Annotated in this window: 22 protein-coding genes; 5 read left to right on the top strand and 17 right to left on the bottom strand. The window is 64.1% G+C overall.

Going from position 1 to position 26965, the window contains the following annotated elements; translation table 11 throughout:
* Positions 1-67: 67 nt before the first annotated feature.
* Entirely contained in the window at positions 68-979 is a 912-nt protein-coding gene (gene argF / locus A6B35_RS08000; RefSeq protein ID WP_006199941.1) for an ornithine carbamoyltransferase, read from the bottom strand.
* A gap of 17 nt (positions 980-996) precedes the next feature.
* A complete protein-coding gene (locus tag A6B35_RS07995; protein WP_006199946.1) occupies positions 997-2196 on the bottom strand; it encodes an aspartate aminotransferase family protein in 1200 nt (399 codons plus the stop codon).
* Positions 2197-2553: 357 nt separating this feature from the next.
* Here A6B35_RS07995 and A6B35_RS07990 point away from each other — a divergent pair, with 357 nt between their 5' ends.
* The gene (locus A6B35_RS07990) at positions 2554-3072 is read left to right on the top strand and encodes a GcrA family cell cycle regulator (protein ID WP_006199948.1); all 519 of its coding nucleotides are present in this window, start codon (positions 2554-2556) and stop codon (positions 3070-3072) included.
* Between the two features lie 79 nt (positions 3073-3151).
* On the opposite strand, the gene A6B35_RS07985 is transcribed toward A6B35_RS07990, so the two are convergent.
* The 3 genes from A6B35_RS07985 to A6B35_RS07975 all read right to left on the bottom strand — a co-directional run bounded on the left by A6B35_RS07985 (position 3152) and on the right by A6B35_RS07975 (position 6374).
* Positions 3152-4162 (bottom strand): magnesium and cobalt transport protein CorA, encoded by a 1011-nt coding sequence (locus A6B35_RS07985; protein WP_006199950.1) that lies wholly within the window; start codon positions 4160-4162, stop codon positions 3152-3154.
* 91 nt (positions 4163-4253) lie between these two features.
* On the bottom strand, positions 4254-4979 hold the full coding sequence (gene phoU, locus A6B35_RS07980) for a phosphate signaling complex protein PhoU (RefSeq protein WP_006199951.1): 726 nt from the start codon (positions 4977-4979) through the stop codon (positions 4254-4256).
* A 129-nt stretch (positions 4980-5108) separates the two neighbouring features.
* A complete protein-coding gene (locus A6B35_RS07975) occupies positions 5109-6374 on the bottom strand; it encodes an ATP-binding protein (RefSeq protein WP_006199953.1) in 1266 nt (421 codons plus the stop codon).
* 114 nt (positions 6375-6488) lie between these two features.
* On the opposite strand from A6B35_RS07975, the gene ppk2 reads away from it, so the two are divergent.
* Entirely contained in the window at positions 6489-7394 is a 906-nt protein-coding gene (gene ppk2, locus A6B35_RS07970) for a polyphosphate kinase 2 (protein ID WP_006199954.1), read from the top strand.
* A gap of 93 nt (positions 7395-7487) precedes the next feature.
* Here the strand turns inward: ppk2 and A6B35_RS07965 are convergent, their stop codons facing one another.
* From A6B35_RS07965 to A6B35_RS07955, 3 genes are all read right to left on the bottom strand, one after another.
* Positions 7488-8237: an enoyl-CoA hydratase-related protein gene (locus tag A6B35_RS07965; protein WP_006199955.1), complete on the bottom strand. Its 750-nt coding sequence runs from the start codon at positions 8235-8237 to the stop codon at positions 7488-7490.
* Between the two features lie 16 nt (positions 8238-8253).
* Positions 8254-8892, bottom strand: a complete 639-nt coding sequence (locus A6B35_RS07960; protein ID WP_006199957.1) for an acyl-homoserine-lactone synthase — start codon at positions 8890-8892, stop codon at positions 8254-8256.
* A 97-nt stretch (positions 8893-8989) separates the two neighbouring features.
* On the bottom strand, positions 8990-9721 hold the full coding sequence (locus tag A6B35_RS07955) for a helix-turn-helix transcriptional regulator (protein ID WP_006199958.1): 732 nt from the start codon (positions 9719-9721) through the stop codon (positions 8990-8992).
* 263 nt (positions 9722-9984) lie between these two features.
* Between A6B35_RS07955 and A6B35_RS07950 the strand changes: the two genes are divergently transcribed.
* A complete protein-coding gene (locus tag A6B35_RS07950) occupies positions 9985-10824 on the top strand; it encodes an ABC transporter substrate-binding protein (protein WP_006199959.1) in 840 nt (279 codons plus the stop codon).
* 16 nt (positions 10825-10840) lie between these two features.
* On the opposite strand, the gene A6B35_RS07945 is transcribed toward A6B35_RS07950, so the two are convergent.
* Positions 10841-11254: a tellurite resistance TerB family protein gene (locus A6B35_RS07945; protein ID WP_006199960.1), complete on the bottom strand. Its 414-nt coding sequence runs from the start codon at positions 11252-11254 to the stop codon at positions 10841-10843.
* 156 nt (positions 11255-11410) lie between these two features.
* On the opposite strand from A6B35_RS07945, the gene A6B35_RS07940 reads away from it, so the two are divergent.
* The gene (locus tag A6B35_RS07940; protein ID WP_006199962.1) at positions 11411-13060 is read left to right on the top strand and encodes a lysine--tRNA ligase; all 1650 of its coding nucleotides are present in this window, start codon (positions 11411-11413) and stop codon (positions 13058-13060) included.
* Here A6B35_RS07940 and A6B35_RS07935 read toward each other — a convergent pair.
* The 8 genes from A6B35_RS07935 to A6B35_RS07900 all read right to left on the bottom strand — a co-directional run bounded on the left by A6B35_RS07935 (position 13023) and on the right by A6B35_RS07900 (position 22452).
* Positions 13023-13868, bottom strand: coding sequence for a thermonuclease family protein (locus A6B35_RS07935; protein WP_006199963.1), 846 nt, complete (start codon positions 13866-13868; stop codon positions 13023-13025). The two genes, A6B35_RS07940 and A6B35_RS07935, sit on opposite strands and share 38 nt — an antisense overlap.
* A 1-nt stretch (position 13869) precedes the next feature.
* The gene (locus A6B35_RS07930) at positions 13870-14514 is read right to left on the bottom strand and encodes a S24 family peptidase (protein ID WP_006199964.1); all 645 of its coding nucleotides are present in this window, start codon (positions 14512-14514) and stop codon (positions 13870-13872) included.
* Positions 14515-14650: 136 nt separating this feature from the next.
* A complete protein-coding gene (locus A6B35_RS07925; protein ID WP_006199965.1) occupies positions 14651-15196 on the bottom strand; it encodes a thioesterase family protein in 546 nt (181 codons plus the stop codon).
* A 12-nt stretch (positions 15197-15208) separates the two neighbouring features.
* Positions 15209-17428, bottom strand: a complete 2220-nt coding sequence (locus A6B35_RS07920; protein WP_006199966.1) for a 3-hydroxyacyl-CoA dehydrogenase NAD-binding domain-containing protein — start codon at positions 17426-17428, stop codon at positions 15209-15211.
* A gap of 23 nt (positions 17429-17451) precedes the next feature.
* The gene (locus tag A6B35_RS07915; RefSeq protein WP_006199967.1) at positions 17452-18660 is read right to left on the bottom strand and encodes an acetyl-CoA C-acetyltransferase; all 1209 of its coding nucleotides are present in this window, start codon (positions 18658-18660) and stop codon (positions 17452-17454) included.
* Between the two features lie 31 nt (positions 18661-18691).
* A complete protein-coding gene (locus tag A6B35_RS07910; RefSeq protein ID WP_083209831.1) occupies positions 18692-19864 on the bottom strand; it encodes an acyl-CoA dehydrogenase family protein in 1173 nt (390 codons plus the stop codon).
* 51 nt (positions 19865-19915) lie between these two features.
* Entirely contained in the window at positions 19916-21712 is a 1797-nt protein-coding gene (locus tag A6B35_RS07905) for an acyl-CoA dehydrogenase (protein ID WP_006202987.1), read from the bottom strand.
* 278 nt (positions 21713-21990) lie between these two features.
* Complete coding sequence (locus A6B35_RS07900) at positions 21991-22452, bottom strand: MerR family transcriptional regulator (protein WP_006202985.1); 462 nt, start codon at positions 22450-22452, stop codon at positions 21991-21993.
* A gap of 458 nt (positions 22453-22910) precedes the next feature.
* On the opposite strand from A6B35_RS07900, the gene A6B35_RS07895 reads away from it, so the two are divergent.
* Positions 22911-26855 (top strand): peptidoglycan-binding protein, encoded by a 3945-nt coding sequence (locus tag A6B35_RS07895; RefSeq protein WP_006202984.1) that lies wholly within the window; start codon positions 22911-22913, stop codon positions 26853-26855.
* Positions 26856-26965 lie beyond the last annotated feature (110 nt).

The following is a 26965-nucleotide window of genomic DNA, read 5'->3' as shown; positions in this document are numbered from 1 at the left end:
GGGCACATGCACCGAAACGCGCTCAATTTGCGTGATGGCCCGCAGATAGGCATCACACCTCCGGAGATCAAGCGCCCAGGCACCAGGCCAAAACAGCCTTCTGGGCGTGCAGCCGGTTCTCGGCTTCGTCGAACACCACCGAATGCGGCCCGTCGATCACCTCGTCGGTGACCTCCTCGCCGCGATGCGCCGGCAGGCAGTGCATGAACAGCGCGTCGGGCTTCGCCTTGGCCATCAGCGCCGCATTGACCTGGTAGGGCAGGAAGACATTGTGGCCGCGGGCACGGTGCTCCTGGCCCATCGACACCCAGCAGTCGGTGACGATGCAATCGGCCTGGTGGACAGCTTCCTCGGGCGAGCGGGTGAAGCTCAGCTTGCCGCCATGCGCCTTCGACCAGTCGACATGCTTCTCGTCGGGCTCGCTGCCTTCCGGCACGGCGACGTTGAGGTTGAAGCGGAAGCGTGCGGAGGCTTCGAGCAGCGAATGCAGCACGTTGTTGCCGTCGCCGGTCCAGGCGATGGTCTTGCCGGCGACCGGACCGCGATGCTCCTCGAAGGTCATGATGTCGGCCATCAGCTGGCAGGGATGGGTGTCGTCGGTCAGCCCATTGATGACCGGAACGGTGGCATTCTCGGTCAGTTCGAGCAGCCGCTCATGCGAGGTGGTGCGGATCATGATGGCGTCGACATAGCGCGACAGAACCTTGGCCGTGTCGGCGATGGTCTCGGAACGGCCAAGCTGCATCTCGGTGCCGGTCAGCATGATGGTTTCGCCGCCGAGCTGGCGCATGCCGACGTCGAAGGATACGCGCGTGCGCGTCGACGGCTTGTCGAAGATCATCGCCAGCACCTTGCCCTCGAGCGGCTTGGTCCGCTCGCCGGCCTTGAGCCTGGCCTTTCGCACCACCGCATCGTCCAGCATGAAGCGCAGATCGCCTTCGGAAACGGCGGAAAGGTCGGTGAAGTGGCGAACGCTCATCGGGAATGGTTCCAGGATTACTTCGCGGCGGCCGCGGCGATGGCATCGGCTAGGCCCTTGGCGCCGGCGCGGATGCGGTCGAGCGCCTCGCTGATCTCGGCGTCGGTGACGGTGAGCGGCGGCAAAAGGCGGATGACGTTGTCGCCGGCCGGGACCGCCAGGAAATGCTGGTCGCGCAGCGCCATGTTGACCTTGGTGTTGGGCATCACGCATTTCAGGCCGAGCATCAGCCCGGTTCCCCTTATGCCCTCGATGACATCGGGGAATTCGTCGGCGACGCCGGCCAGCCCCTGTTTCAGCAGCAGCGCCTTGCGTTGCACATCCTCGAGGAAACCGTCTTCCAGCACCACGTCGAGCACGGCGTTGCCGACCGCCATCGCCAGCGGATTGCCACCGAAGGTGGTGCCGTGAACGCCGGCAGTCATGCCGACCGCGGCTTCGTCGGTGGCGAGGCAGGCGCCCATCGGGAACCCGCCGCCGATGCCCTTGGCGATCGCCATGATGTCGGGTGTCACACCCGTCCATTCATGCGCGAACAGCTTTCCAGTACGGCCGATGCCGCATTGGACCTCGTCGAAGATCAACAGCAGGCCGTGCTGGTCGCAAAGCTGCCGCAACCGCTTCAAGGATTGCGTCGGCACCGGGCGGATGCCGCCTTCGCCCTGCACCGGCTCGATCAGGATGGCTGCGGTCTCCGATGTGATCGCCTTTTCAGCCGCGTCAATGTCGTCGAAACCGACCTGGTCGAACCCTTCGACCTTGGGGCCGAAGCCTTCGAGGTATTTGTACTGGCCGCCGGCGGCGATGGTCGCCAGCGTGCGGCCGTGGAAGGCGCCTTCGAAGGTGATGACGCGGAAGCGTTCGGGATGACCCTTGACGAACTGGTAGCGCCGCGCCGTCTTGATGGCGCATTCCAGCGCCTCGGCGCCGGAATTGGTGAAGAACACCTTGTCGGCAAAAGTGGCGTCCGCCAGCCGTTCGCCCAGCCGCCTCTGCTGCGGAATCTCATAGAGATTGGAGACGTGCCACAGCTTGCCCGCCTGCTCGGTGAGCGCGGCGACCAAATGCGGATGGCTGTGGCCGAGCGAATTGACCGCGATGCCGCCGGCAAAATCGAGATATCGCTCGCCCTTGTCGGTGACCAGCCAAGTCCCCTCCCCGTGGTCGAAGGCCAGGGGTGCGCGAGCAAAGGTCTCGAAAAGCGCCGAACCGCTCATTATATGCGTCTCCGGTACCGGAAAATCAAAAAAGCCGCCAAAGCGGCGGCCTTCGCGGCTTATCGTGTTTTTCGGCCATGAAGTCAACGAAAACGTCGCGCATAGGCGCGCGGCACGCCCCCAACTGGACGCCGGCTCATCAGCGACCGGGCAAGTTGGGGAAAACCGTAAAAACTGATTCGTGTTGCCTTTGGGACTCTTGTCACCGAGTCAGCACATGAGGTATTTGTAGTCGAGAAATTACTAGATTTCGTGCGGCGGACCCAATCACCCGGTATATGTGGTGTTGTCTGCCCGGCGGGAGCCGGGACGGGAAAGGATTCCGATCGCCGCACGCTTAAGCAGGAGCGCGGTCTCATGAACTGGACTGACGAGCGGGTAGAACTTCTCAGGAAACTGTGGTCGGAGGGGCTGAGCGCCAGCCAGATTGCCGCACAGCTCGGGGGCGTCAGCCGCAATGCGGTCATCGGCAAGGTGCACCGCCTGAAGCTGTCGGGCCGCGGACGCGCGACGGCCAGCCCGGCGCGCCAGAAGAAGGCAGTGCAGGGATCATCCGTCCAAAAGTCGGTGTCGCGCGCCGCAAGCACGCAGCGCCACGTCACCACGTCGATCGGCGCAAACGCGCTGCAGGTGCAGTTCGATGCCGAACCGGTGGCGCGCCACTACATCCGCCCGGTCGAGAACGTCGTCGTGCCGATCTCGCGGCACCTGCAACTGGTCGAACTGACCGAGCGCACCTGCAAATGGCCGAATGGCGATCCGCTTTCGGAAGACTTCAACTTCTGCGGCAACGACGCCGCCGAAACCGGGCCCTACTGCAAGTATCATGCAAGGGTGGCGTTCCAGCCGGCGGCGGAGCGGCGGCGGAGCCGCTGAGCGGCGTGAATGGTGAGTAGTGAGGGGGCCGGCGAGCGCCGCTGCCCCAGTCACTACTGACTACTCGCCACTCACTTCTTCACAGCCATCCATTCTTGCGAAAACGCCAGTACAGGAACGAGCAGATCATCGCGATCGCGCCCAGCACGACCGGATAGCCGTATTCCATCCTCAGTTCCGGCATGTCGTTGAAATTCATGCCATAGATACCGGCGAGCGCCGTCGGCACCGCCAGGATGGCAGCCCATGAAGCGAGCTTCTTGGTGTTCGCCGTTTCCTGGCTCTGGCCGACCAGAAGGCTGGCCTCGAAGGCAAAGGCCAGAACTTCCCGCAAGCTGTCGATCTTCTCCTGGACGGTTCGGATATGATCGGTGACGTCGCGAAACAGCGGGTGCATGGCGGCATGGATCTGCGGCAGCTCGGCGCTGGTCAGCCGGCGGCAAACCTCCACCAGCGGAAGAGCTGCATTGCGCAGGCGCAACAGATCACGGCGCAGCATATAGAGCCGCTCGATGTCGGGGCCGGTCATCGGCTGCAGCAGCACCTTGTCCTCGATCGCCTCGACCTCGTCCTCGATCTGCTCGAGCACCGGCATGTAGTTGTCGACGATGAAATCGAGAATGGCATAGAGGACGAAATCCTCGCCCTTGGCCAATGAATGCGGGCAGCTTTCCCAGTGCTGGCGAACGGCGGCATAGGAGGTCGAAGGGCCGTGCCTGACGCTGACGATGTAGCCGGCGCCGACGAACAGATGCGTCTCGCCGAAGGTGACGCGGCCGTCGATCAGCTGGGCGGTGCGGGCAACGATGAACAGGGCGTCGCCGTATTGCTCGATCTTCGGCCGCTGGTGCGGATGTTCGGCATCCTCGATGGCCAGCTCATGCAAATGGAATTGCGCCTGGACGCGCAGCAGAAGGTTGCGGTCCGGTTCCAGAAGCCCGATCCAGACGACGTGGCCGGGCTTGGCCGCCCATTCGCCGGCCTCCTCGATCGGAATGTCGGCGATGCGCCGGCCGGCCGTATAGACGCTGGACGCGATAATGCCGGATGTCGGCGGCGGGGCCGGAGTCAGGTTCCGAACGTTTTCCATCGCTACCTCCTCAAGGCATGGCCTCGGGTCAGGACCAGGTACGTTCGGGGAAGCTTAGCCTAAATTGGCCAGGGGTTCGAGGGGACGTCGTTCACTTAGCCGGAACGGTACCGGGAAGGACGATCTTGTCGGTCTTGTCGCCCTTCGGGCGCTCGGCCGGCATCTGGTCGCCGGTGACGATGTAATAGATCGTCTCGGCGATGTTGGTGGCGTGGTCGCCGATGCGCTCGATGTTCTTGGCGCAGAACAGGAGATGCGTGCAGGGCGTGATGTTGCGCGGATCTTCCATCATGTAGGTCAGGAGCTCGCGAAAAAGCGAGGTGTACATGGCGTCGATCTGGTCGTCGCGGTCGCGCACGAAGCCGATCTTCTCGACCGAGCGCGAGGCATAGACGTCGAGCACTTCCTTGAGCTGCGTCAGCGCCAAATTGGCCAAGGCCTCGAGACCGCGAAACAGGCTGGTCGGCTGGCGCCCGTCGGTGACGGCCGCCACCCGCTTGGCGACGTTCTTGCCGAGGTCGCCGACGCGCTCGATGTCGGCCGAGATACGGATCGCGCCGACGATCTCGCGCAGGTCGGTCGCCATCGGCTGGCGCTTGGCGATGATGACGATCGCCTTGTCATCGATCTCGCGCTGGCCTTCATCGAGGACGATATCGTCGTGGATGACCTTCTGGGCGAGACCAGGATCGGCATTGACCAGGGCGGTGATCGCCTGCTCGACCATGCGCTCGGCATGGCCACCCATCGCAGCGATCCGCTTCGACAGGTATTTCAGCTCTTCGTCATAGGCACTTACGATGTGAACGGACTGCATGGGACGAAATGCCTTCCCCGAATCTTCTGGCCCGGAATCTGCTGGCCCGAGTCGTTTCCTCGAATCCTGTGCTGATACGCCAGCCGGATGACAGAAAGAAGAAACGGCCAGTTGGTAAATAGTACAGCCTTAGCGCGCCGGCAAATGAACCGTGAACGCCGCGCCCTTGCCGACTTCCGACTTGATCGAGAGCCTGGCGTTGTGGCGCGTCAGGATGTGCTTGACGATCGACAGTCCCAGGCCTGTTCCTTTCTGGGTGCGGCTGTTCTCGACATCGACGCGGTAGAAGCGCTCGGTGATGCGCGGGATATGCTCTTCGGGAATGCCGGGGCCGTAGTCCCTGATGGTGACGTCGATGCCGGCTTCTGGGCCGGTCTCGGCGTGGGCGATCGACACCGTGACGCGCCCGCCCGATTGGCCGTACTTGCAGGCGTTTTCCATCAGGTTCTCGAAGACCTGAAAGAGTTCGTCGCGGTCTCCCGGCACCTCGAGCGGCCCCTCGACGAAATCGCGCTCGATGACGACGCCGGTTTCCCGGGCCAGCGGTCCAAGCGAGTCTATGACGCTGTCGATGGTCTGGCGCAGATCGACCTCGCTCCCCGGTTTCAGATAGGGCTTCATCTCCAGCCGGGACAGCGACAGGAGGTCGTCGATCAGGCGCGCCATGCGGCCGGTCTGGTTCTGCATGATCTGCAGGAACTGGTCGCGCGCCGCCGGATCGCCACGGGCCGGTCCTCTCAACGTTTCGATGAAGCCGGAAATCGAGGCAAGCGGGGTACGCAGTTCGTGACTGGCATTGGCAATGAAGTCGGCGCGCATCCTGTCGATCCGGCGTGCCTCGCTCTGGTCCTTGAAGACAAGCACGTAGAGATCGGTGGCATGGCCGACCGAGGACCCGCTGACGCGGTATGCGCGCTCGACCGGCAGCTTTTCGGTGTAGTCGACGACGTCAGATGCGACGTTTCCAGACAGCAGATCATCCAGCAAGGCCTGCATTTCGGGCGCGCGGAATTTCAGCGACAGCGACATGCCGGGAGCGATGCCGCCAAAGGCGGCGAAAGCAGCGGCGTTGGCGTGAACGATGGTGGCGGTGCGGTCGAAGATGATCAGCGGATCGGCGACGGCCGCGGCGAGATACTCGCCGGAAAGCCGCTGCAGCCCGCTCGCCTCGATCGCCGCCGCATCCTGGGCGGACTGGCGCGCGGCACCGGACGGCAGCAGCGCCGCCGCAAGCAGCAGCGCCAAGGCGGCCAGGACGACATAGGCGGACATGCCGGCAAAGCCATAGACGGCGAGGACCGCGACGATGCCCGCTGCCAGCAGCCACCGACTGTTCCACAGCCGGGTGGCTATCGGCTGCACCGTGCCTTTCTGTTCTGCGTCCAGGTCAGCCATTCGCTCGCGCGCGCCCCATACCTTCGCACCGGTTTGTCGGTGGCGGAAACTTCCGCTGGACCGGCTTTGAGGCTCCCCATAGCATGAGTCCGCAAGCTGGAAAGGTTCGTCTCGATGAAAAAAACCAAGGAAAGTCCCGCCCCGGCACCGGCTCAGGGTCCGCTGAAGATCAGGATCGACGGCAAGGAGCGGGAGTTCGACATCGAGAACCCCGTGCTTCCCGACTGGATCGAGGACAACAAGCTGACGGCCGGCGGCTATCCCTATGAAAAGAAGATGAAGAGCAAGGAATATGACGAGACGCTCGAGAGGCTGCAGATCGAGCTGGTCAAGGCGCAGGCCTGGCTGCAGGCGACCGGCAAGCGGGTGATGGCGCTGTTCGAGGGACGCGATGCCGCCGGCAAGGGCGGCACGATCTTCGTGCTGCGCCAGTACATGAACCCGCGCACCGCGCGCAACGTGGCGCTGACCAAGCCGACGCCGACCGAGGTTGGACAATGGTACTACCAGCGCTATGTCGCCCACTTCCCGACGGCGGGAGAGTTCGTCACCTTCGACCGCTCCTGGTACAATCGCGGCGGTGTCGAGCCGGTCATGGGCTTCTGCACCCCTGAGCAGCATGAGAAATTCCTCGACGAGACGCCGCATTTCGAGCGGATGATCTGCAATGAGGGCATCCATTTCTTCAAATTCTGGCTGGACATCGGTCGCGAGACACAGCTCGAACGATTCCACGACCGCCGCTACAGCCCCTTGAAGAACTGGAAGTTCTCGCCGATCGATATCGCCGGCATCGGCAAATGGGACGACTACACCAAGGCGCGCGACCTCATGGTCGAGCGTACGCACAAGGAGTTCGCGCCCTGGATCATCGTGCGGGCCAACGACAAGCGGCGGGAGCGGCTGGCCGTCATGCGGCGCATCCTTTTGTCGCTGCCCTATGACGGTCGCGATCTCGATGTTGTCGGCAAGGAAGACAAGAAGATCATCGGCGAAGGGCCATCATTCCTGGAAAAATGACTGGCCTGGAAAAATAGCGGGTCTGGAAAACGCACCGAGCCTTTCTCCGGATCGGCCCATTTCGCCGACGATCAACTTACTGGCCAGGCGGCTTTATGCCGCCAGCCGGGCAATGCGCTGCAGCCGCTTCAGGGTGGTGTCATCCTGCAGCGCCTGCTGGAACAGCGATATCTCCTGGTCGATGCGGTCGCAGAGCACGTTGGTGTCGCCCTTGAGCAGACCGCGCGTCTGCAACAATGCCGCGACCGGCTTCTTGGCGAGCTGCCTTGCCCGGCCGAGAGCCGCTTCCTCGGCACCGCCGTTTGCCACGATCTCGCCGACCAGGCCGAGTGCCTTTGCGTCTTCGGCATGAAGCGTGTCGCCCAGGCAGAAGAAGCGGAAGGCGCCGGCATAGCCCAGCTTCTGCGGTGCCAGGATGCTGGTTGCCGCGTCCGGCACCAGGCCGAAATCGACAAACGGCACCCGGAACGTGCTGCCGCGTGAGGCGATCACCATGTCGCAATGGAACAGGATGGTGCAGCCGACGCCGACGGCATCGCCGTCCACGCAGGCAAGGACCGGCTTGGGAAAGGTCGCCAGCGTGCGGAACATGTCGGTGACCGCGGCGATAAGCTGCTGATGCTTGGTGGCGTCCAGAAATTCGGAAAAGTCGCCGCCGAGGCAGAAGCAGCCGGCCAGGCCGCGCAGCACCACGACGCGGACGTCGTCGTCGACGGCGGCTTCATGAAAGGTCTTTGCCAGGCTCGCATAGGCGCGCCTGTCGAGGACGGGCCGGCCGTCGTCCGAGGAAACCGTGACGATCAGCGTATGGCCACGCAATTCGGGTTGCGGGTGGGTATTCATGGCGGGTCTCCAAATCTCACGAGGCCTGTTTCATTCCGAGCCTGTCGGGGTATCCCCTGGCCAGCACCGGCGCATGATGATTGCGGCGCGAACGCACGACATCGAGTGTATGTTCGTTGAAGGTGAGCAGCGTGGCGACGACCTGCTGGTTGCCGTAGGTGCGCTGGTAGCCTAGCGGCGTTGCCAGGAAGTGCAGCTGCAGCGCCCGCAGGACCCACATCGGCTCGAATTCGATGATAACCTGGTTGATGCCGCGCGGCAGCCCCCACTCGACGAAACCGGCGATCAGCTCGGTGCCGACCGTCGACACGCCGCGCTTGCCGTCACGAAAGCCCGGCGCCACGGCATAGCGGGTCAGTTCCCAGACATTCGGCCCCGAGGGCGGCGTCCCTTCATAGAGGTCCGCCAGCACTTCGGTCAGAAGATGTGCCCGCGTCGTCGGCAGCATCCGCTGATAGCCGGCGACCTCCCCGTTGCGGATGACGATCTGGTGCACCGCCTCGTCATGGTCGAACTGGTCGATCTCGAGGCCATCGGGGCGCTGAAGATCGGTCCACCCCATTTCCTCGACGAAGATCTTGTAGCGCAAACGATGGACGGCCTCCCAGAGGTCGGGACGATCCATCAATTCCTGTGTGGTAAGGGAAAAAAGCATTAGCCGTCTCCTGGTTTCAAGAGGAAGATACGGCCGGGCTTTCCCGAAAAAATTACGCGATCACGTAGGCAAGAATTTCTAGGCCGGCGCGGCCGAACTAACTAATATAGCCGCGCCTAATGGCTTCCGCGACCGCTTGCACCCGGTTGACGGCACCAAGTTTGCTTTTGGCGTTAAGGAGATGTTTCTCCGACGTGTGCTCCGAGATGCCTAGAATTTGAGATATCTCCCACTCGGACTTGCCGACAGCTGCCCATTGCAGGCATTCGCGCTCGCGCGGCGTCAATTCGATGTGATCGATGGTCTTGCCCGCCATCGTGTGGATCTGCATGGCGCGGCCGATCGCATAGGTCGACACCAGCGACACGATTCCGAACTCGGCCTCCGAAAGTTCAACGGCCTCGCCGCCCAGCGACACCATGACGATCAGGCCGTCGAGGGTGATCAGCGGGAAGGCCAGGCCGTCGCGCAGCTTGAACTCCCTGGCGTCGCCCATGACTTCGCCGCTGCTCTTGTCGATGCGGATGCTTTCGGACGCTTCGCGCCATTGGAACGGCGCCTGAAGCTGCTTCATGTGGCTGACGACGGGGTCATGATCGACATAGTTGCGCGCCACGTAGCGCTCCAGCCATTCGCCCGGCCAGTCGCACAGCAGCACATGATCCTTCTGCTGGCCGCGCGGCGTGCCTGGCTGCGGAACGGTTCCCGCCATCAGCGCCGTCAGGCCGAAATCCGACGTGACCCCAAGCAGCCTTTCACAGACCGCCGCCGCCGTGTTGGCGTGCTGCAGCTGATCGATATATTCCAGCGTGCGATCGAAATGTCCCATCGCAACATCTACCCTATGTTGCCTGCCGCCTCAGAGATCGATGGTAGATGCCCGAGACGCGCCTCGCCATCAACCCCGGATTGCAAAGCTGCACCGCTTTCGTTACGCCGGCGAATGCCTCCCTTTCGGCCGGCGCCGCGCTGCTATTTGCAAACCCGCTAAACCATACGCCTAATTCAGCAAGTTGAAATCAAAAACCATTGTGCCGGCGCCATTTTCGTACGAAAAGCCGAAAGCATGACGGGCGGAGCTCTATTGTGACATTGCGGTGGATACTCATCGCCCTGGTATCGATACTGGTCGGGGCGCAGTCGTTTGCCGGCTTCGCCGCCGAGCCGCAGGTGCCGGTGCTGTGGGACGCCAAGGAGCGGCTGCCGAAGCCCGACCTTTCCGCGCTGCCGCGGCTGAGATTCCTCACCACCACCGATTTTCCGCCGTTCAACTTTCTCGACGGCGCCGGGCGGCTGTCCGGCTTCCATGTCGATCTGGCACGCGCGATCTGCGCCGAGCTCGGCATCCCTGAAAAGTGCCAGATCCAGGCGCTGCCCTGGGGCGAGCTCGACGCGGCGCTGCAGAAGGGCGAAGGCGAAGCCATCATTGCCGGCATCGCCGCCACGCCGGAGAGCCGGTCCAAATATGCCTTCTCGCGCTCCTATCTGCAGTTTCCGGCGCGCTTCATCATGCCGAAGACAACAGCCTTCGCGGAGCCGATCTTCGACAAGTTGCGCAGCAAGCGCGTCGGCGTCATCGCCGGCTCGGCGCATGAGCGCATGCTGCGCGCCTATTTCGGCGCCGTTCAGGTCGTCCCCCTCGACAGTCCGGAAAAGCTCTACGGCGACCTCAAGGCCGGCAAGATAGACGCCGCCTTCGGCGACGGCATGCGCTTCGCCTTCTGGCTGGGCGGCACGGACGCGGCGGGCTGCTGCCGTTTCGCCGGGGGGCCGTATCTGGCGCCGGAATATCTGGGATCGGGCATGGCCATCGCCACCAGGGCCGGCGATCCGGCCCTTGCCGCGGCCATGGACTACGCGCTGCAGGAGATCTCGGTGAAAGGTACGTTTGCCGAATTCTATCTGCGCTATTTCCCGGTCAGTTTCTTCTGATACGCAGAACCTCTCGCTAAGTGAGGGTTCTAAGTCGGGCCTTCGCCGCGCGCGCGATGGCTGCGACTGTCAGCGTGTCGAGATCGAGCTTCAGGCGGATAAGCTGCAGCACCCGCACTTCCTCGAGGCGCATTTCGAGATCGACGGCGGCGACCTCGAAGGCGGCGGCATAGGCGGTGTCGCGCAGCCTTTCGGGCAGCGCTTCGGCGACACGCGCCAGAACACCTTCCAGGCCGTGCTTTTCGTGCAGGCTCTTCTGGCAATCCTGGGCGATGCCGACAAGCCTGTCGTGGCTGAAATCCTCGAACACCGGCCATGTGCGGACGACGTCGCCTATGCGCGCCAGTTCGACATCGGTCATGTCGCGATCGGAGGCCGAGGTGATGACCATCAGGTAGATCAGCGCTTCATGCGGGGACGGCAACGGCATTCGGGAACTCCTTGAAAGGGCCTCGTAGTTAGGAACAGCATATCGGTGCCGCAAGGAAAAACAGCCGCCATCGTTGACGCCCAAGGCAGGCACGCCTAGAGACCGGTTGAAAAATTCCCTTCCGGCGGCGCCGGCGAACGACTTGGAAACAGTAACATGGCGGGATCAAACATCATCGATCTCAATCCCGAGATGCTCGTGGCGGCGGCCGAAAGCAAGGCCTGGCCGTTCGAGGAAGCCAAAAAGATCATCGAGCGCTACAAGAACACGGACTTTCCGGAAACCGTCCTGTTCGAGACCGGCTACGGGCCGTCCGGCCTGCCGCATATCGGCACCTTCGGCGAAGTCGCGCGCACCTCGATGGTGCGCCACGCCTTTCGCGTGCTGACCAGGGACGCGGTCAAGACCAAGCTGCTGTGCTTCTCCGACGACATGGACGGCATGCGCAAGATCCCCGACAGCGTGCCGGATCGCGCCGCGCTCGAGCCGTATCTGCATATGCCGCTGTCGTCGGTGCCCAATCCGTTCGGCGGCGACTTTGCGAGCTTCGCGGACCACAACAACGTGATGCTTTGCCGCTTCCTCGACACGTTCGGGTTCGACTACGAATTCGCCAGCGCGACCGAGTATTACAAGGCCGGCCGTTTCGACGCGGTGCTGCTGCGCGCGGCCGAACGCTATGACGAGATCATGGCGGTGATGCTGCCGACGCTTGGGCCGGAGCGCCAGGCCACCTACAGCCCGTTCCTGCCGATCTCGCCGAAGAGCGGCCGCGTGCTTTACGTCCCGATGAAGCATGTCGACGCCAAGGCCGGCACCATCACCTTCGACGACGAAGGCACCGAGACCACGCTTTCGATCAGGGGCGGCAAGGTGAAGCTGCAGTGGAAGCCTGATTTCGGCATGCGCTGGGCGGCGCTGGGCGTCGATTTCGAAATGTTCGGCAAGGACCACCAGACGAACGCGGTGGTCTACGACCGCATCTGCAACATTCTGGGCGGACGGGCGCCGGAACATTTCGTCTACGAACTGTTCCTCGACGAGAACGGCCAGAAGATCTCGAAGTCGAAGGGCAACGGCATCACCATCGACCAGTGGCTGGCCTATGCGCCGACGGAAAGCCTCGGGCTTTACATGTACCAGCGGCCGCGGCAGGCCAAGAAGCTCTATTTTGACGTCATCCCGCGGGCCGTGGACGAGTATTACACCTTCCTCGCCGCCTATCCGCGGCAGGACTGGAAGGAGCGGCTGGGCAACCCGGTCTGGCACATGCATGACGGCAACCCTCCGGCAATCGACCTGCCGGTGCCGTTCTCGCTGCTGCTCAACCTGGTCAGCGCCTCCAACGCGCAGAACAAGGATGTGCTGTGGGGGTTCATCTCGCGCCATGCGCTGGGCGTGACGCCGAAGACGCATCCCGAGCTCGACAGGCTGACGGGCTATGCGATCCGCTACTTCGACGATTTCGTGAAGCCGGCCAAGGTCTACCGCGCCGCCGACGTGGTGGAGCGCGAGGCGCTAAGCAAGCTTTCGGAGGCGCTCTCCGTATTGTCGCCCGCCGCCGACGGCGAGGCAATCCAGAACGCAGCGCTCAACGTCGCGCGCCGGATCGAGCGCTACCAGGACCATTCCAAGCAGAGCCCGGAAGGCGGGCCGGGTGTTTCGGTCGCCTTCTTCCAGATGATCTACCAGGTGCTGATCGGGCAGGAGCGCGGGCCGCGCTTCGGCTCGTTCGCGGCGCTCTACGGCATTGCCGAAACGCGTGCGCTTATTGAGCGGGCTCTGGCTGGTCAGTTGGCGGCGTAAGAACGCCGTCCTCTTCCTGCAGTATCGAGCCCGGCGCCTGAGGCGCAGGGCTTGGTGCCGGCGGAACCGGCGCCAGGCCGGTAAGGATCGGCCCTGATCCGAAAATGCCCTTTTTCGCAGCGCGCGCCTTCTCGCCGGCCTCGACATAGGGGCCGCCCTCGGCGGCGCGGGCCCAGCCGTTCTCGACCAGCCATTGCCCCACATCCTGCTTGCCGATGCGGCATTCGGCGGTGATCAGGTCGCGGCCGCCCTCGGGCGGCACCGTGCAGACCACCGCCCGGCCGCGCAGGAAAGCCCGGAACGCCGTGCGCGCCCGGATGCCGCAGGCCCAGTCCTTGCCGTCATCAGTGCATGTCTCATCCTGCCCGACGACATCGACGCCCGAAAGCGCGACCGAATAGCCCTTCGCCTCGATCACGCCGGCGGCTGACGCCACCGGCTGGAACAGTTTTGTGCCGTTCCAGTCGTCGGGCATTTTCAGCTTGGGCGGCTTGGGCGGGCCGGCCAGCGCAAGGTCGCTCAACGGCGCGCGCGGTTCGACCCGCTGAAGCTCTTCGGGGGTGAGCGGGGGCGGCGCCACCATTTCGGGATCGATCGACCTGGAATGGGGTGCCGGCTTTATCGGCTGCGGCGCGGGAATGGCCGAGGTGGCCGGCTCTTGGGGCGCAGCGTCGACGTCTGCCTGGATCTGATCGACAGTGACGGTGCCGCTGCCTTCGCCACGCTGCATTGTGCGACCGCCGGCGACGACCAGGGCCGCCATCGCCGGGACCGCCAGAGCGGCTATGGCGAGATGGAACAGCCGCACCCTACTGGCTTGCCCAGACGATGCGCGCCACCCATTCGACATCGCGCATCGGGATATCGCGATCCGGATGCTCGGGATTGAGCGAGATCAGCACAATCGACTTCGTGGTATGGCGATCCAGAACCTTGGCCATCACCTCGCCCGCGGCGGTCTTGACAACGACGCGGTCGCCCTTGCGGGTGGCGGCACCCGGCTCGACGATCAGCACGTCGCCGTTGCGGTAGAGCGGCAGCATGGAATCGCCCTGCACCTTCAGCGCATAGGAGGTCGCGGTCGCCCGCGCCGGCAGCTCGACCAGATCCCAGCCCTGCCCCGCCGGATAGCCGGCATCGTCGAAGAAGCCGCCGGCGCCGGCCTGGGCAAAGCCGAGCAGCGGCACCGATGACCGCTGCGCCGGCGCAACGCCGGTCTTGTCGCGGCCTTCGACCAGGCCGGTGAATTCGTCGAGCGAAGCACCCGTCGCCTCGATGATCTTGGCCAGCGATTCGGTCGAGGGCCAGCGCGGGCGCCCATCCGAAGACAGTCGCTTGGACTTGTTGAAGGCGGTCGAATCGAGCCCTGCGCGCCTTGCCAGGCCCGAAGCCGACAGCGAATAGCGCTCGGCGAGAGCATCGATGGCGGCCCAGACACGGTCATGCGAGAGCACTTCGCTCTCCTCCGGAACAGGAAAAAATACCTTTCCTTTCTAGTCCGCAACCACACGATTGTCCACCCACGAGGTGGCGGATCGTCAACAAAGCGGCAGCGCCGCGCGTCGCTCGCCACACGCGCGGCCAGCCTGATCAAGCCGGTCCCTTGGCCAGGCCGCGCAAGCCCTGATGGGAGGCCATGAACATCCGCTCGGCCTCGGTGGGTGGGCGTGGTTGAGCAGAACGGCCAAGCGCAGCCACAACCTCGTCAATGTCGAGAAAGCGGCGATTGCGGCGGTCGTAGACACCGCCGGTGGTCATGATCAGCGCGGCCGTCTCGCCGCTGTCGAGGAGGAAGCGGTGTCTGCCGATCACCGATGTGCCCTCCCAGGTCTCGATCGAGGATATGACCTCGAAGCGCCGCCACAGCCGGATCTCGCGCACATAGGCAACCTGCAGCCCGCCGATCATCGGTGCCCAGCCGTTCCGGCGCGCCAGCGCGATCAGCCCGGCGCGCAGAAAAATGTCGATGCGGCCGAGATCGGCCAGCATCATGTAACGGGCATTGTTGAGGTGGCTGTTGAAATCGATGTCGGTCGGCAGGCAGCGAAAGGCCAGCCGGCTTTCATCGCCGATAAGGTAAGGGCCACGGCTTCGCGCCGTGGCCATCATGCGCGCCATCCGCGCCCAGACATACATCTGCGTCGGCCGTCAGGCTGCCTGCTTGACCTCGCCCTTCTGGTAAGGGTCGAAGCGCTGGTAGAAGGTCTCGCCCTTCTCGGCCATGTCGAGCAGCAGCTTGGGCGCCTTGAACTCGGCGCCGTATTTCTTCTGCAGGCCCTTGGCGATCTTGACGAACTCCTTGGCGCCGATGCCGTCGATGTAGGACAGCGCGCCGCCGGTGAAGGGGGCGAAACCGAAGGCGAGGATCGAGCCGACATCGGCCTCGCGCGGATCGGTGACGATGCCTTCCTCCATCACCCGTGCCGCTTCCAGCGCGATGGTGACCAGCAGCCGCTGCTTCAGCTCCTCATAGTCAACCTTCTCCGGCTTGAGCTGCGGGTAGAGATCCTTGATGCCCGGCCACAGCTTCTTCTTCGCCGGCTTTTGCGGGTAATCGTGGAAGCCCTTGCCGTTCTTGCGGCCGAAGCGGCCATGCGTGTCGACCATAGTGTTGATCAGCGCCATCTGCTTCGGATCGACGGCCTTCTCGCCGATGTCCTTGATGGTCTGCTTCATGATCTTCTGGGCAAGATCGATCGCCGTTTCGTCGGTCAATGCCAAGGGGCCGACCGGCATGCCGGCCGCCTTGGCGGCATTCTCGATCATCGGCGCCGGGACGCCCTCGATCAGCATCTTGTAGGCTTCCGACATGTAGCGGAGCACGCAGCGGTTGACGTAGAAGCCGCGCGTGTCGTTGACGACGATCGGCGTCTTCTTGATGGCGCGCACGAAGTCGATCGCGGTGGCCAAAGCCTTGTCGCCGGTCTTCTTGCCGAGGATGATCTCGACCAGCATCATCTTGTCGACCGGCGAGAAGAAGTGGATACCGATGAAATTCTTCGCCCGGGCCGAATTCTTGGCCAGCGCGGTGATCGGAATGGTCGAGGTGTTCGACGCGAAAATCGCCGCCGGCTTCAGCACGGCTTCCGCCTGTTCGGTGGCGGCCTTCTTGACGGCCGAATCCTCGAACACCGCCTCGACCACCAGGTCGCAGCCGGCAAGGTCGGCATAGTCGGCCGTCGGCGTGATCAGCGACAGGAGCTTGTCCTTCTCCTCGGGCTTGGCGCGGCCCTTCTTCACCTGGTCCGACACCAGGCTCTCGGAGTGCGCCTTGCCCTTGGCGGCAGACTCCATGTCGCGGTCGAGCAGCACCACCGGGATGCCGGCCTTGGCTGTGACATAGGCGATGCCGGCACCCATGAAACCCGCGCCGAGAATGCCGATCTTCTTGAACTTCGTCTCCGGCACGCCGGCCGGGCGGCGGGCGCCCTTGTTCAGCTCCTGCAGCGACACGAACAGCGAGCGGATCATCGCCGCCGCTTCCTTGCTCTGCATGATCTCGGTGAAATAACGCTGCTCGATGCGCAAGCCCGTGTCGAAAGGCACCAGCAGGCCTTCATAGACGCATTTCAGGATCGCAGCCGCGGCCGGATAATTGCCGTACGTCTCGCGGCGCAGGATGGCGATGGCCGGCGGCCACAGGTTGAAGCCGGCGGGCGAGTAGATCTGGCCGCCGGGCAGCTTGAAACCCTTCTCGTCCCAGGGCTGGACGGCCTTCAGGCCGTTCCTGATCATCGCCTTGGCGGTCTCGACAAGCTTCTTGGGTTCGGCGATCTCATGGATCAGGCCCATCGACTTCGCCTTCTGCGGCGACAGTGTCTGGCCCGTGGTCAGCATCTGCAGTGCCTGCTGCTGGTCAGTCAGTCGCGGCACGCGCTGGGTGCCGCCGGCGCCGGGGAAGATGCCGACCTTGACTTCCGGCAAGGCCATCTTGACCTTGTCCGAGTCGGCGGCAACGCGGCCGTGGCAGGCCAGCGACAGTTCGAAAGCGCCACCCATGCAGGTGCCGTTGATCGCCGAAACCCAAGGCTTGCCCGACGTCTCCAGCTTGCGGAACAGGCCGGTCATGCGGCCGGCATTGTCGAACAATAGCCTCGCCGCCTTCTCCGGATCCTTGACCTTTTCCTTGGCAAAGACCGTCAGCATCTTCTGCAGCATGGTCAGGTCGGCGCCGCCAGAGAAGCTGTCCTTGCCCGAGGTGATCACCGCGCCCTTGATACCGGCATCGGCCACGACCTGGTCGATGATCTTGTCGAGTTCGTTCATCACCTCTTCGGTGAAGACATTCATCGAGCGGTCGGGCATATCCCAGGTGACCAGCGCAATGCCGTCGGTGTCGGTGTCGACCGTGAAGTTTGTGTAGGTCATGTCTTTCTCCTTCCGGCCGAAAATCAGACGCGTTCGATGATGGTTGCAGTACCCATGCCGGCACCGATGCACAGCGTCACCAGCGCGGTGTTGAGGTCACGGCGCTCCAGTTCGTCCAAGACGGTGCCGAAGATCATCGCGCCGGTGGCACCAAGCGGATGGCCCATGGCGATCGCGCCACCATTGACGTTGATCTGGTCGTGCGGGATGTCGAAGGCCTGCATGTAGCGCAGCACCACCGAGGCGAAGGCCTCGTTGAGCTCGAACAGATCGATGTCCGACAGCTTCATCTTGGCGCGCTGCAAAAGCTTTTCGGTGACGTCGACCGGGCCGGTCAGCATCAGCACCGGCTCGGAGCCGATATTGGCGAAGGCGCGGATGCGCGCGCGCGGTTTCAGCCCCATCGACTTGCCGGCCTTCTTGGAGCCGAGCAGCACGGCAGCGGCGCCATCGACGATGCCGGACGAATTGCCGGCATGGTGGACGTGGTTGACCTCTTCCACCTCGGGGTGCTTCTGCACCGCGACGGCATCGAAGCCGCCCATTTCGCCGGGCATGACGAAGGACGGGTTGAGCGAGGCCAGCGACTGCATGTCGGTCGAGGGCCGCATGTGCTCGTCATGATCGAGGATGGTGAGGCCGTTCTGGTCCTTGATCGGGATCACCGAATTCTTGAAGCGGCCGTCGGCCCAGGACTTGGCGGCGCGCTTCTGGCTCTCGACCGCATAGGCGTCAACGTCGTCGCGCGAAAAACCATATTTGGTGGCTATCAGGTCGGCCGAGATGCCTTGCGGCACGAACCAGCCGGGCAGCCCGACCGAAGGGTCCATGAACCAGGCGCCGCCAGAGGCGCCCATGCCGACGCGTGACATCGATTCGACGCCACCGGCAATGACGATCTCGTCGGCGCCCTGCGCGATCTTGGCGGCGCCGAAATTGATGGCGTCAAGGCCGGACGCGCAGAAGCGCGAGAGCTGCATGCCGGGTGCCTTGGTGTCGTAGCCAGCCTCGAAAGCGGCGGCGCGCGGAATGACGGAACCGGCCTCGCCGACCGGGTCGACGCAGCCGAAGATGATGTCGTCGACGGCGCCGGTGTCGAGCCCGTTGCGGTCGCGCAACGCCTCCAGCACCTTGGCGCCCAGCCTTACCGCCGGCACCTCGTGCAGCGAGCCATCCTTCTTGCCCTTGCCGCGCGGCGTGCGCACGGCGTCGTAGACATAAGCTTCGGCCATTTTCATGCTCCTTGGGTTCGCTGAAAGCTGCTCAGAGAGAGCGTCCGATCAGCAATTTCATGATCTCGTTGGTGCCGCCGTAGATGCGCTGGACGCGGGCGTCGCGGTACATGCGGGCGATCGGGTATTCATTCATGTAGCCATAGCCGCCATGCAATTGAAGGCATTCGTCGACGACTTTGCCCTGCAGGTCGGACAGCCAGTATTTGGCCATCGAGGCGGTCACCGGGTCGAGGCCGCCATCGACGTGGCGGGCGACGCAGTCATTGTAGAAAACGCGGCCGATGGTCGCCTCGGTCTTCAGCTCTGCCAGCTTGAACTGGGTGTTCTGGAAGTCGATGATCGCCTTGCCGAAGGCCTTGCGCTCCTTGACGTAGTCGATGGTCAACGCCAGCGCCCGCTCGATCATGGCAATCGCCCCGGTGCCGATCTGCAGCCGCTCCTGCGGCAATTGCTGCATCAGTTGGATGAAGCCCTGGCCCTCCTCATGGCCGAGAAGGTTCGAGGTCGGCACGCGCATGTCGTTGAAGAACAGCTCCGACGTATCGTTGGCCTTGAGACCGATCTTGTCGAGGTTGCGGCCGCGCTCGAAGCCATCGACCTCGTCGGTCTCGACGACGATCAGCGACGTGCCCTTGGCGCCCTTGGCCGGATCGGTCTTGGTGACGACGATGACGAGATTGGCGAGCTGGCCGTTGGTGATGAAGGTCTTCGAACCGTTGATCCTGTACTGGTTGCCGTCCTTTTCGGCGCGCGTCTTGACGCCCTGCAGGTCGGAGCCGGCGCCCGGCTCGGTCATGGCGATGGCGCCGATCAACTCGCCGGTCGCCAGCTTCGGCAGCCACTTCTTCTTCTGCTCCTCCGAGCCGTAGTGGAGGATGTAGGGGGCGACGATCGAATTGTGCAGGCCGATGCCGAAGCCGTCGACGCCGACATGGCCGATCGCCTCGATGATGGCGCTCTCATGCGCGAAGGTGCCGCCGGAGCCGCCATATTCCTCCGGCATCGAGGCACAGAGCAGGCCGGCGGAACCGGCCTTCAGCCAGCTCTCGCGGTCGACCATCTCGTTCTTTTCGAACTCGTCGTAGCGCGGCGCGATTTCTTCCGACATGAAACGATGCGCCATGTCGTAGAGCATGCCGACCTCGTCCGCCGCCCAGGTGGGCTTCGGCAGGCCAAGAACTTCGGCTGGATTTGTCGCCACGATTTCCTCCGCGTTCCGACAATTGTGGGCCGGCGTACCGGCCCGCCAAACCTAGAACGCTTCCGCCGGCAGCGCCATTAGCGTGTCCGCGCCACTGGAAATGCGTGCGAGATGTGCCGAGGTCTCCGGCATGATCCGCTCCATGAAGAAGCGCGCCGTCACCAGCTTGTTGTCGTAGAAGGACGCCGGACCGTTGGCGCCGTCGGCCAGTTTCACGCCGGCCGCCTTGGCCATCTGCGCCCACATATAGCCCAGCGCCACCAGGCCGAAGAGATGCATGTAGTCGGTCGAGGCGGCACCGGCATTGTCGGGCTTGGCCATGCCGTTCTGCACCAGCCACATGGTCGCCGCCTGCAGGTCGTTGAGACCCTTTTTCAGCGCCTTGGTGAAGGGCGCCATCTTCTCATCAGTGCGGTTTTCCTCGCAGAACTCGCCGACCTCCTTGAAGAAGGCCTGCACGGCGCGGCCGCCGTTGAGCGCGAGCTTGCGGCCGACGAGGTCGAGCGCCTGGATTCCGTTGGCGCCTTCATAGATCATGGCGATGCGGGCATCGCGCACGAACTGGCTCATGCCGTGCTCTTCGATATAGCCGTGGCCGCCGAACACCTGCTGCGCCATGACGGCATGGTCGAAGCCCTTGTCGGTGAGCACGCCCTTGACCACCGGCGTCAGCAGGCTGGTGTAGTCGTCCGCCGACTGGCGATCCTTGTCGTCGCCCGAGCGATGGGCGATGTCGGACTTGATCGCAGTCCACAGCGCCAGCGCGCGGCCGGCCTCGTTGAAGGCCTTCATGGTCATCAGCGCACGGCGGATGTCGGGATGGACGATGATCGGGTCGGCCTTCTTGTCCTGCGCCTTGGCGCCTGACAGCGAACGGCCCTGCAGGCGGTCCTTGGCGTAGGACACGGCGTTCTGGTAGGCGATCTCCGACAGCGAAAGCCCTTGCAGGCCGACGCCGAGACGGGCCTCGTTCATCATCGTGAACATCGCCTTCAGGCCGCCATTGGCCTCGCCGAGCAACGTGCCTTCGGCCTCGTCATAGTTCATGACGCAGGTCGAATTGCCGTGGATGCCCATCTTCTCCTCGATCGAACCGCAGGAGAGCGTGTTCCTCTCGCCGGGATTGCCCGAGCCATCGAGCTTGAGCTTCGGCACGATGAACAGCGAAATGCCCTTCACCCCCTCCGGCGCGCCTTCGATACGGGCCAGCACCAGATGGACGATGTTATCCGCCATGTCGTGCTCGCCGGCCGAGATGAAGATCTTCTGGCCGGAAATCTTGTAGGTGCCGTTGCCGTTGGGCACGGCCTTGGTGCGCAGCAGGCCGAGATCGGTGCCGCAATGCGGTTCGGTCAGGTTCATGGTGCCGGTCCAGGCGCCCTCGACCATTTTCGGCAGCCATGTCGCCTTCTGCGCGTCGGTGCCGTGGGTGATGATGGCCGCGATCGCGCCTTGCGTCAGGCCGGGGTACATCATCAGCGCCATGTTGGCGGAGACCATGTATTCGGCAACCGCGGTGTGCACCGCATAGGGAAGGCCCTGGCCGCCGAACTCGACCGGTGCGGCCAGCCCCATCCAGCCACCTTCGCGATACTGGTCGAAGGCTTCCTTGAAGCCCTTCGGCGTCGTCACCGAGCCGTCGTCATGGCGCACGCAGCCTTCCATGTCGCCGACACGGTTCAACGGGTGCATGACATTCTCTGCGAGCTTGGCGCCTTCGGCGAGGATCGCCTCGACTACATCGGGCGTCGCGTCGGAGAATCCGGGAAGATTGGAATAGCGCTGGTAGCCCAGCACGTCGTTGAGAACGAACAGCGTGTCCTGGACCGGGGCCCTGTAGATCGGCATGCGTTTCCTCCACCATGCGGTCTTGGCCCAAAATCGTGCCGTGCGCGGCAGACGGACCAATGTTGAAGCCCGGATAGCAAAAATTGACGTTTGCGTAAACGTCAATTTTTGACGTTGCGACAAATTTTCCTTGGCATCATGCATCGGGACGGTAGCGGCCCGGCGTCAAGGACGCCAGCGCAGCGGACGCCTCTCTTCGTGAGGGAGTCATGCAAAGAGCCGCGCGGCACGGGCCGCGCGGCTCTCATTGGTCAGGCGGTTTGCCTAATGCCGGCGGATCAGCTGGCCGCGCTGGCTTGCGGCGCCGAACGCTCGGCGAGCATCTGCCGCACAGCGGCCATCGAGCCGCTGAGTTCGTTGATGGCATCCTCGATGAGCGCCCGCTGCTTCTGCAGGCGGGTAAGCTGCTTCTCGGACTTGTCCAGCGCCAGCCGCAGCTGCTTGGTGTTGGAGCCGGTCGGATCGTAGAGATCCATCATCTGCTTGACGTCGCGCAGCGAGAACCCGACCTTGCGGCCGAGCAGGATCAGCTTCAGCCTTGCCCTGTCGCGGCGCGTATAGAGTCGGGTCGAACCGTCGCGCTGCGGATTGAGAAGGCCCTTGTCCTCGTAGAAGCGCAAGGTGCGCAGGGTCACGCCGTATTTCTTGGCCATCTCGCCGATGCGGACAAGATCCTCGCCGGCATCGTTCGGTATGTCATTGGTATTGGCCGCGGCTTCGCCGGGCGAAACAAGTTTCATGGTCACTGGCTTTCCCCGTCTGGTGGCATCGCGGTCCGGGACCTTGCGTCGCCTGAGTGGAAGCGGGGGCATGCTTCCAGTCGTGGTTTCAACAAACAAATCGCAAAAGGCGGGATCTGCGCACCGTTTACGTTTACGTCAATGCTATACCGATAGCCGTCTCATGACGCAAGGGCGTTCTCGGGCCAGAACTTTATGCCGCACCCGACAGGCAGCCCGTCAAGGATGTTGCAACTTCTTAAGCTTGGTTAACGCGTTGTTTACCACGTTGGGTGAAATGTGCGCATGTCGGTCACCCGTGTTTATCCTGTAGCGAATTTTTCACGGTTTTTCGAAGCGCGGGTGAAAACCCGGGAGGCTCGTCTTCCACCGCAGCAGAACCGCGCGGTCGTCTTCGTTCCCGGCAGGACTTTGGGGAATCCGGTCACGAGCCGGCCATTCTGAACACGGGCGCATCGATGAACAGCAAGCGGTCCTATCTCGATACACTCAATGCCGGCAGGCAGCGCAAGCCGACCACCACGCTCGAGCAGTTGAACCGCTCCCTGGAAACGCTGGAACAGCGGCTGGAGCGGACGCGCGAGGATACCGCCGAACGTTTCGAACCGCGCCGGCCTGCAGCCGAACCGCGTTACGCCAGCGCCCAGCCCTATAACCAGCAGCGCTGGTACGAGGACCCACAGCCCGCGCCGCGCCCGAAGAGCCCGGCGCCGTCAGCACCTGCCTTCGACCAGAACTATCAGGCGATCGCGCGCGACATCGACCGCGTGCGCGGCCAGGAGGACAGCGTCGCCGTGGTCGGCAAGATCGCCGGCGAATTGCGCGGCCTGCGCGAGGAGCTGCGCCACCAGATGACCGCCGGGCTGAAGCGCGAATTCGACGCGCTGCGCAAGGACATCGAGCGGGCCTTCCAGGCAAGCGGACAATCGGGCGGCCAGGCGGGCAAAAGCAGCGCCGAACTCGGCGTCGAATTCGAGCGGCTTTCGGGCGCCATCCAGACGCTGGCCGAAAAGAGCGACGACAGAAGCGTCAACATGCTGCGGCTCGAGGTGGAGCAGGTCAAGGCGGCACTCGACACGTTGGCGCGCGAGGAGAGCGTGCAGGCGGTCGATCGCCGCTGGGACGACTTCGACCGCCGCTGGAGCGCTTTCGAGGACCGCGTCGACGCCGATCAGCGCAAGCGCACCGACGGTGCCGGCCTTTCGGCGCTGACCGAGCGGCTCGAGCAGATCAGCAGTGCGGTCAACAATCTGCCGGAATCGCTGTCGCTGCGGTCGCTGGAGGAAAAGGTCCGCACACTTGCCGGCGCCGTCGACCATTTCGTCAGCCAGCAGAGCAATCGCAGCAGCGACACGTTCGGCATGATCGACGAGCGGCTGGACGAGATTTCACGCGCCATCGTCGCCTCGACCGTCGCCGCGCAGGCCAACGCCTTCGATGCCGAGCCTTTCGAGCGCATCGAGAGGCGGATCGCCTCGCTGGCGCAGCAGATCGAAGAGGTCACGCAGGCTCAGCCAAGCGGTGAAGTCATCGACCGCCTCAACATGCTGTCGAGCCGTGTCGACGAACTGGCCAGCCGCGCCAACCTGCCGGAACAGGCGATGGAGCGACTCGGCAAGCAGATCGCGCTGATCGCCGACAGAATAGACCGCGCGCCGGCCATGCCGGACGCCGACTATATCTTCCAGGGTCTGGAACAGCGCTTCGACGCGCTGTCCGGAATCATGGAACGCCGCCAGGGCGACGCGATCGAACAGGGCAACATGCTGTTTCGCGATCTCGAGCGGCGGCTGGACGAAGTTGCCGACAGGCTGGACCAGCGCATGCCGCAGGCCGACAGCGCCGGCATCATGGACGCCATCGATGCCCGCTTCACCGCTTTGGCCAAGCGCCTGGAGACACGGGTTCCCGATCCCGCCAACGAAGCGGCGATCCGTGGGCTGGAGAGCCGGCTCGAAGACATTTCAAGCCGGCTGGAATCGTCGGCCGCGCATGTCGCCGGCATCGACCCGGCACTCATCCGCAGCCTGGAGGCGCAGGTTTCCGGCCTTTCGGCGCATCTGACCAAGCCCGGCACGCCGCTGCCGGAATTCGAGGATATCAGCCCGCGCCTCAACGAGATCGAGAAGTCGCTGGCCGGAACCCGCGATTCCATCCTCAGCGCGGCGCGCGAGGCGGCCGAGAGCGCGGTGCGCTCGATGGCCGATACGAGCGCCAACACGGCAGCCGTCAGCGGTCTCGCCCAGGACCTGAAGACGCTCGAATCCCTGACACGCCGCTCGGACGAGCGCAATTCGCGCACCTTCGAGGCCATCCACGACACGCTGCTCAAGATCGTCGATCGTCTGGGCTCGCTGGAAACCAGCGAACCGATTGAGGCCGTCAGCGAACTCGTGGACCCGCAGCCAACAGCCAAGCGGAGTGCACGCGGCTCCAAGATCGCGGTGCAGGACGCGCCGTCGATGGATATCGACCAGCCGCTGCCGCTGACCGGAGACATGGCCGACCTCGATGGCCGCGCCGCCGCCATCCTGCGCAACGAACCGGCTATGCGTGGCGAACCTGCGCCGCGCTCGCCGGCTGAAGCGGCTGCCGCGGCCGCCATGGCGGCGCTCGGCTCGGACACGATCGCCGACAAGAAAGACACGACCGGCCGCAAGAAATCGATGTTCGGCGGACTGGCCCGCGCCTTCAGGGGCAAGAAGGACACGGATATGCCGCCGCTTGCCGGCTCGGCGCCCGATGCCGACATACCGAGCGTCGATCTCGACGAGCCGCTCGACCCGAAGCTTGCCAACCGGCCGCTTGAGCCAGGCTCCGGCGCACCCGACCTCAATGCCATCATGAAGCGCGTGCGTGACGAGCGCGGCCAGCCGGTCAAGCGCAGCGAGGGCGACGCGGCAAAGTCGGATTTCATCGCCGCTGCCAGGCGCGCCGCACAGGCCGCCGCCGCTGAAGCCGACGCTTTGAAGCGCCAGTCGACGATGAGTGGACCGGTCAAGGCGCTCAGGATCGGCGACCTGCTCAAGGCGCGGCGTAAGCCGATCCTGATGGCGGCGGCCGCGATCATGCTGGCGCTGGCCGGCCTGCAGCTGGGCAAGGCCTTCTTCTCCGACCCTGCCCCGGTGGCCAGCAACGACATTGCGCCGATCGTCGCCCCGCAGCCGGTGGAAACCGCATCGGTCAATGCCGCAAGCGAGCCGAAGGCAGAGGCCATGGCGCAGGACGCGCCGACCCGTGCCGTCAGACAAGCGGAGCCTTCCGAGCCGACAGTCAAGGACGACATGCTGGCGCAGCCCGCCTTCCCCCCATCAGGCGCCGATATGCCCATGGATGCCGTTTCCGAGCCGGCGCCGGCCCCCATGGAATCAGCGGCACCTTCCGATGCGACGGAGCCGACTGCTGCGGCCTCGGCACCTGCGGCCGCGGCGGCGGCGGATGCGGACAGCCAGCCAATGGCTGCCACGCCGGTCGCCCCGGCCCCGGCCCAGGACACCACGGGTGCCGTTCCTCCCGCCAATACCGCCACGGCAGCAGCCGCGGCCAAGATCGACATTCCGGCCGATGCCGGCCCGCAGGCGCTGCGCGATGCGGCCGCCGGTGGCGACGCCAAGGCGCTGTTCGAGGTCGGGTCGCGCTTTGCCGAGTCGCGCGGCGTCAAGGAAGACATGGCCGCAGCCGCCAAATGGTACGAGAAATCGGCTGAGCTCGGCTTCGCGCCGGCGGAATACCGTATCGGCAATTTCTACGAAAAGGGCATCGGCGTCGCGCGCGACATCAAGAAAGCCAAGACCTGGTACCAGATGGCGGCAGCGCAGGGCAACGCCAGCGCCATGCACAATCTGGCCGTGCTGTTCGCCATGGCCGCGGACGGCGTGACCGACAATGAATCGGCGGCGCACTGGTTCCAGGCGGCGGCCGACCTCGGCGTCAAGGACAGCCAGTTCAATCTCGGCATCCTCGCCGCCAAGGGCGTCGGCATGAAGCAGAACCTGGAGGAATCCTACAAATGGTTCGCGCTCGTCGCCAAGACCGGCGACAAGGATGCGGCGGCCAAGCGCGACGAGATCGCCAATGCGCTGCGGCCCGAGCAGTTGGAGCGGGCGCGCTCCGCCACCGAGCTGTGGAAGGCCAAGCCGCTCGACCAGGCGGCCAATTCGGCCGACATCCCCGAATCCTGGCAGGAAGGCACGCCGCAGACGACCGCCAGCATCGACATGAAGAAGGCGGTCAAAAACATCCAGCTCATCCTCAACAAGAACGGCTACGAGGCCGGCGGCGCCGACGGTGTGATGGGCCAGAAGACCAGAGAAGCGATCATGGCCTTCCAGACCGATAACAAGATGAAGGCGACCGGCGAAATCGACGCGGATCTGGTAAAGGCGCTGCTGGCGCGCAAATAACGGCATATGCGTCGCTTCCGCGACGCCCTTGCCACACATTTGCCTGTTAACTGATTGAGATGTTTTTTGTTTCGGCGGCGCGGCATGGGTTTCCAACCCGGCCGCGCCGT

This window comes from Mesorhizobium amorphae CCNWGS0123 (assembly GCF_001686985.1).
GTDB classification, from domain to species: domain Bacteria; phylum Pseudomonadota; class Alphaproteobacteria; order Rhizobiales; family Rhizobiaceae; genus Mesorhizobium; species Mesorhizobium amorphae.
This window is presented reverse-complemented; position numbering and strand designations above follow the sequence as displayed.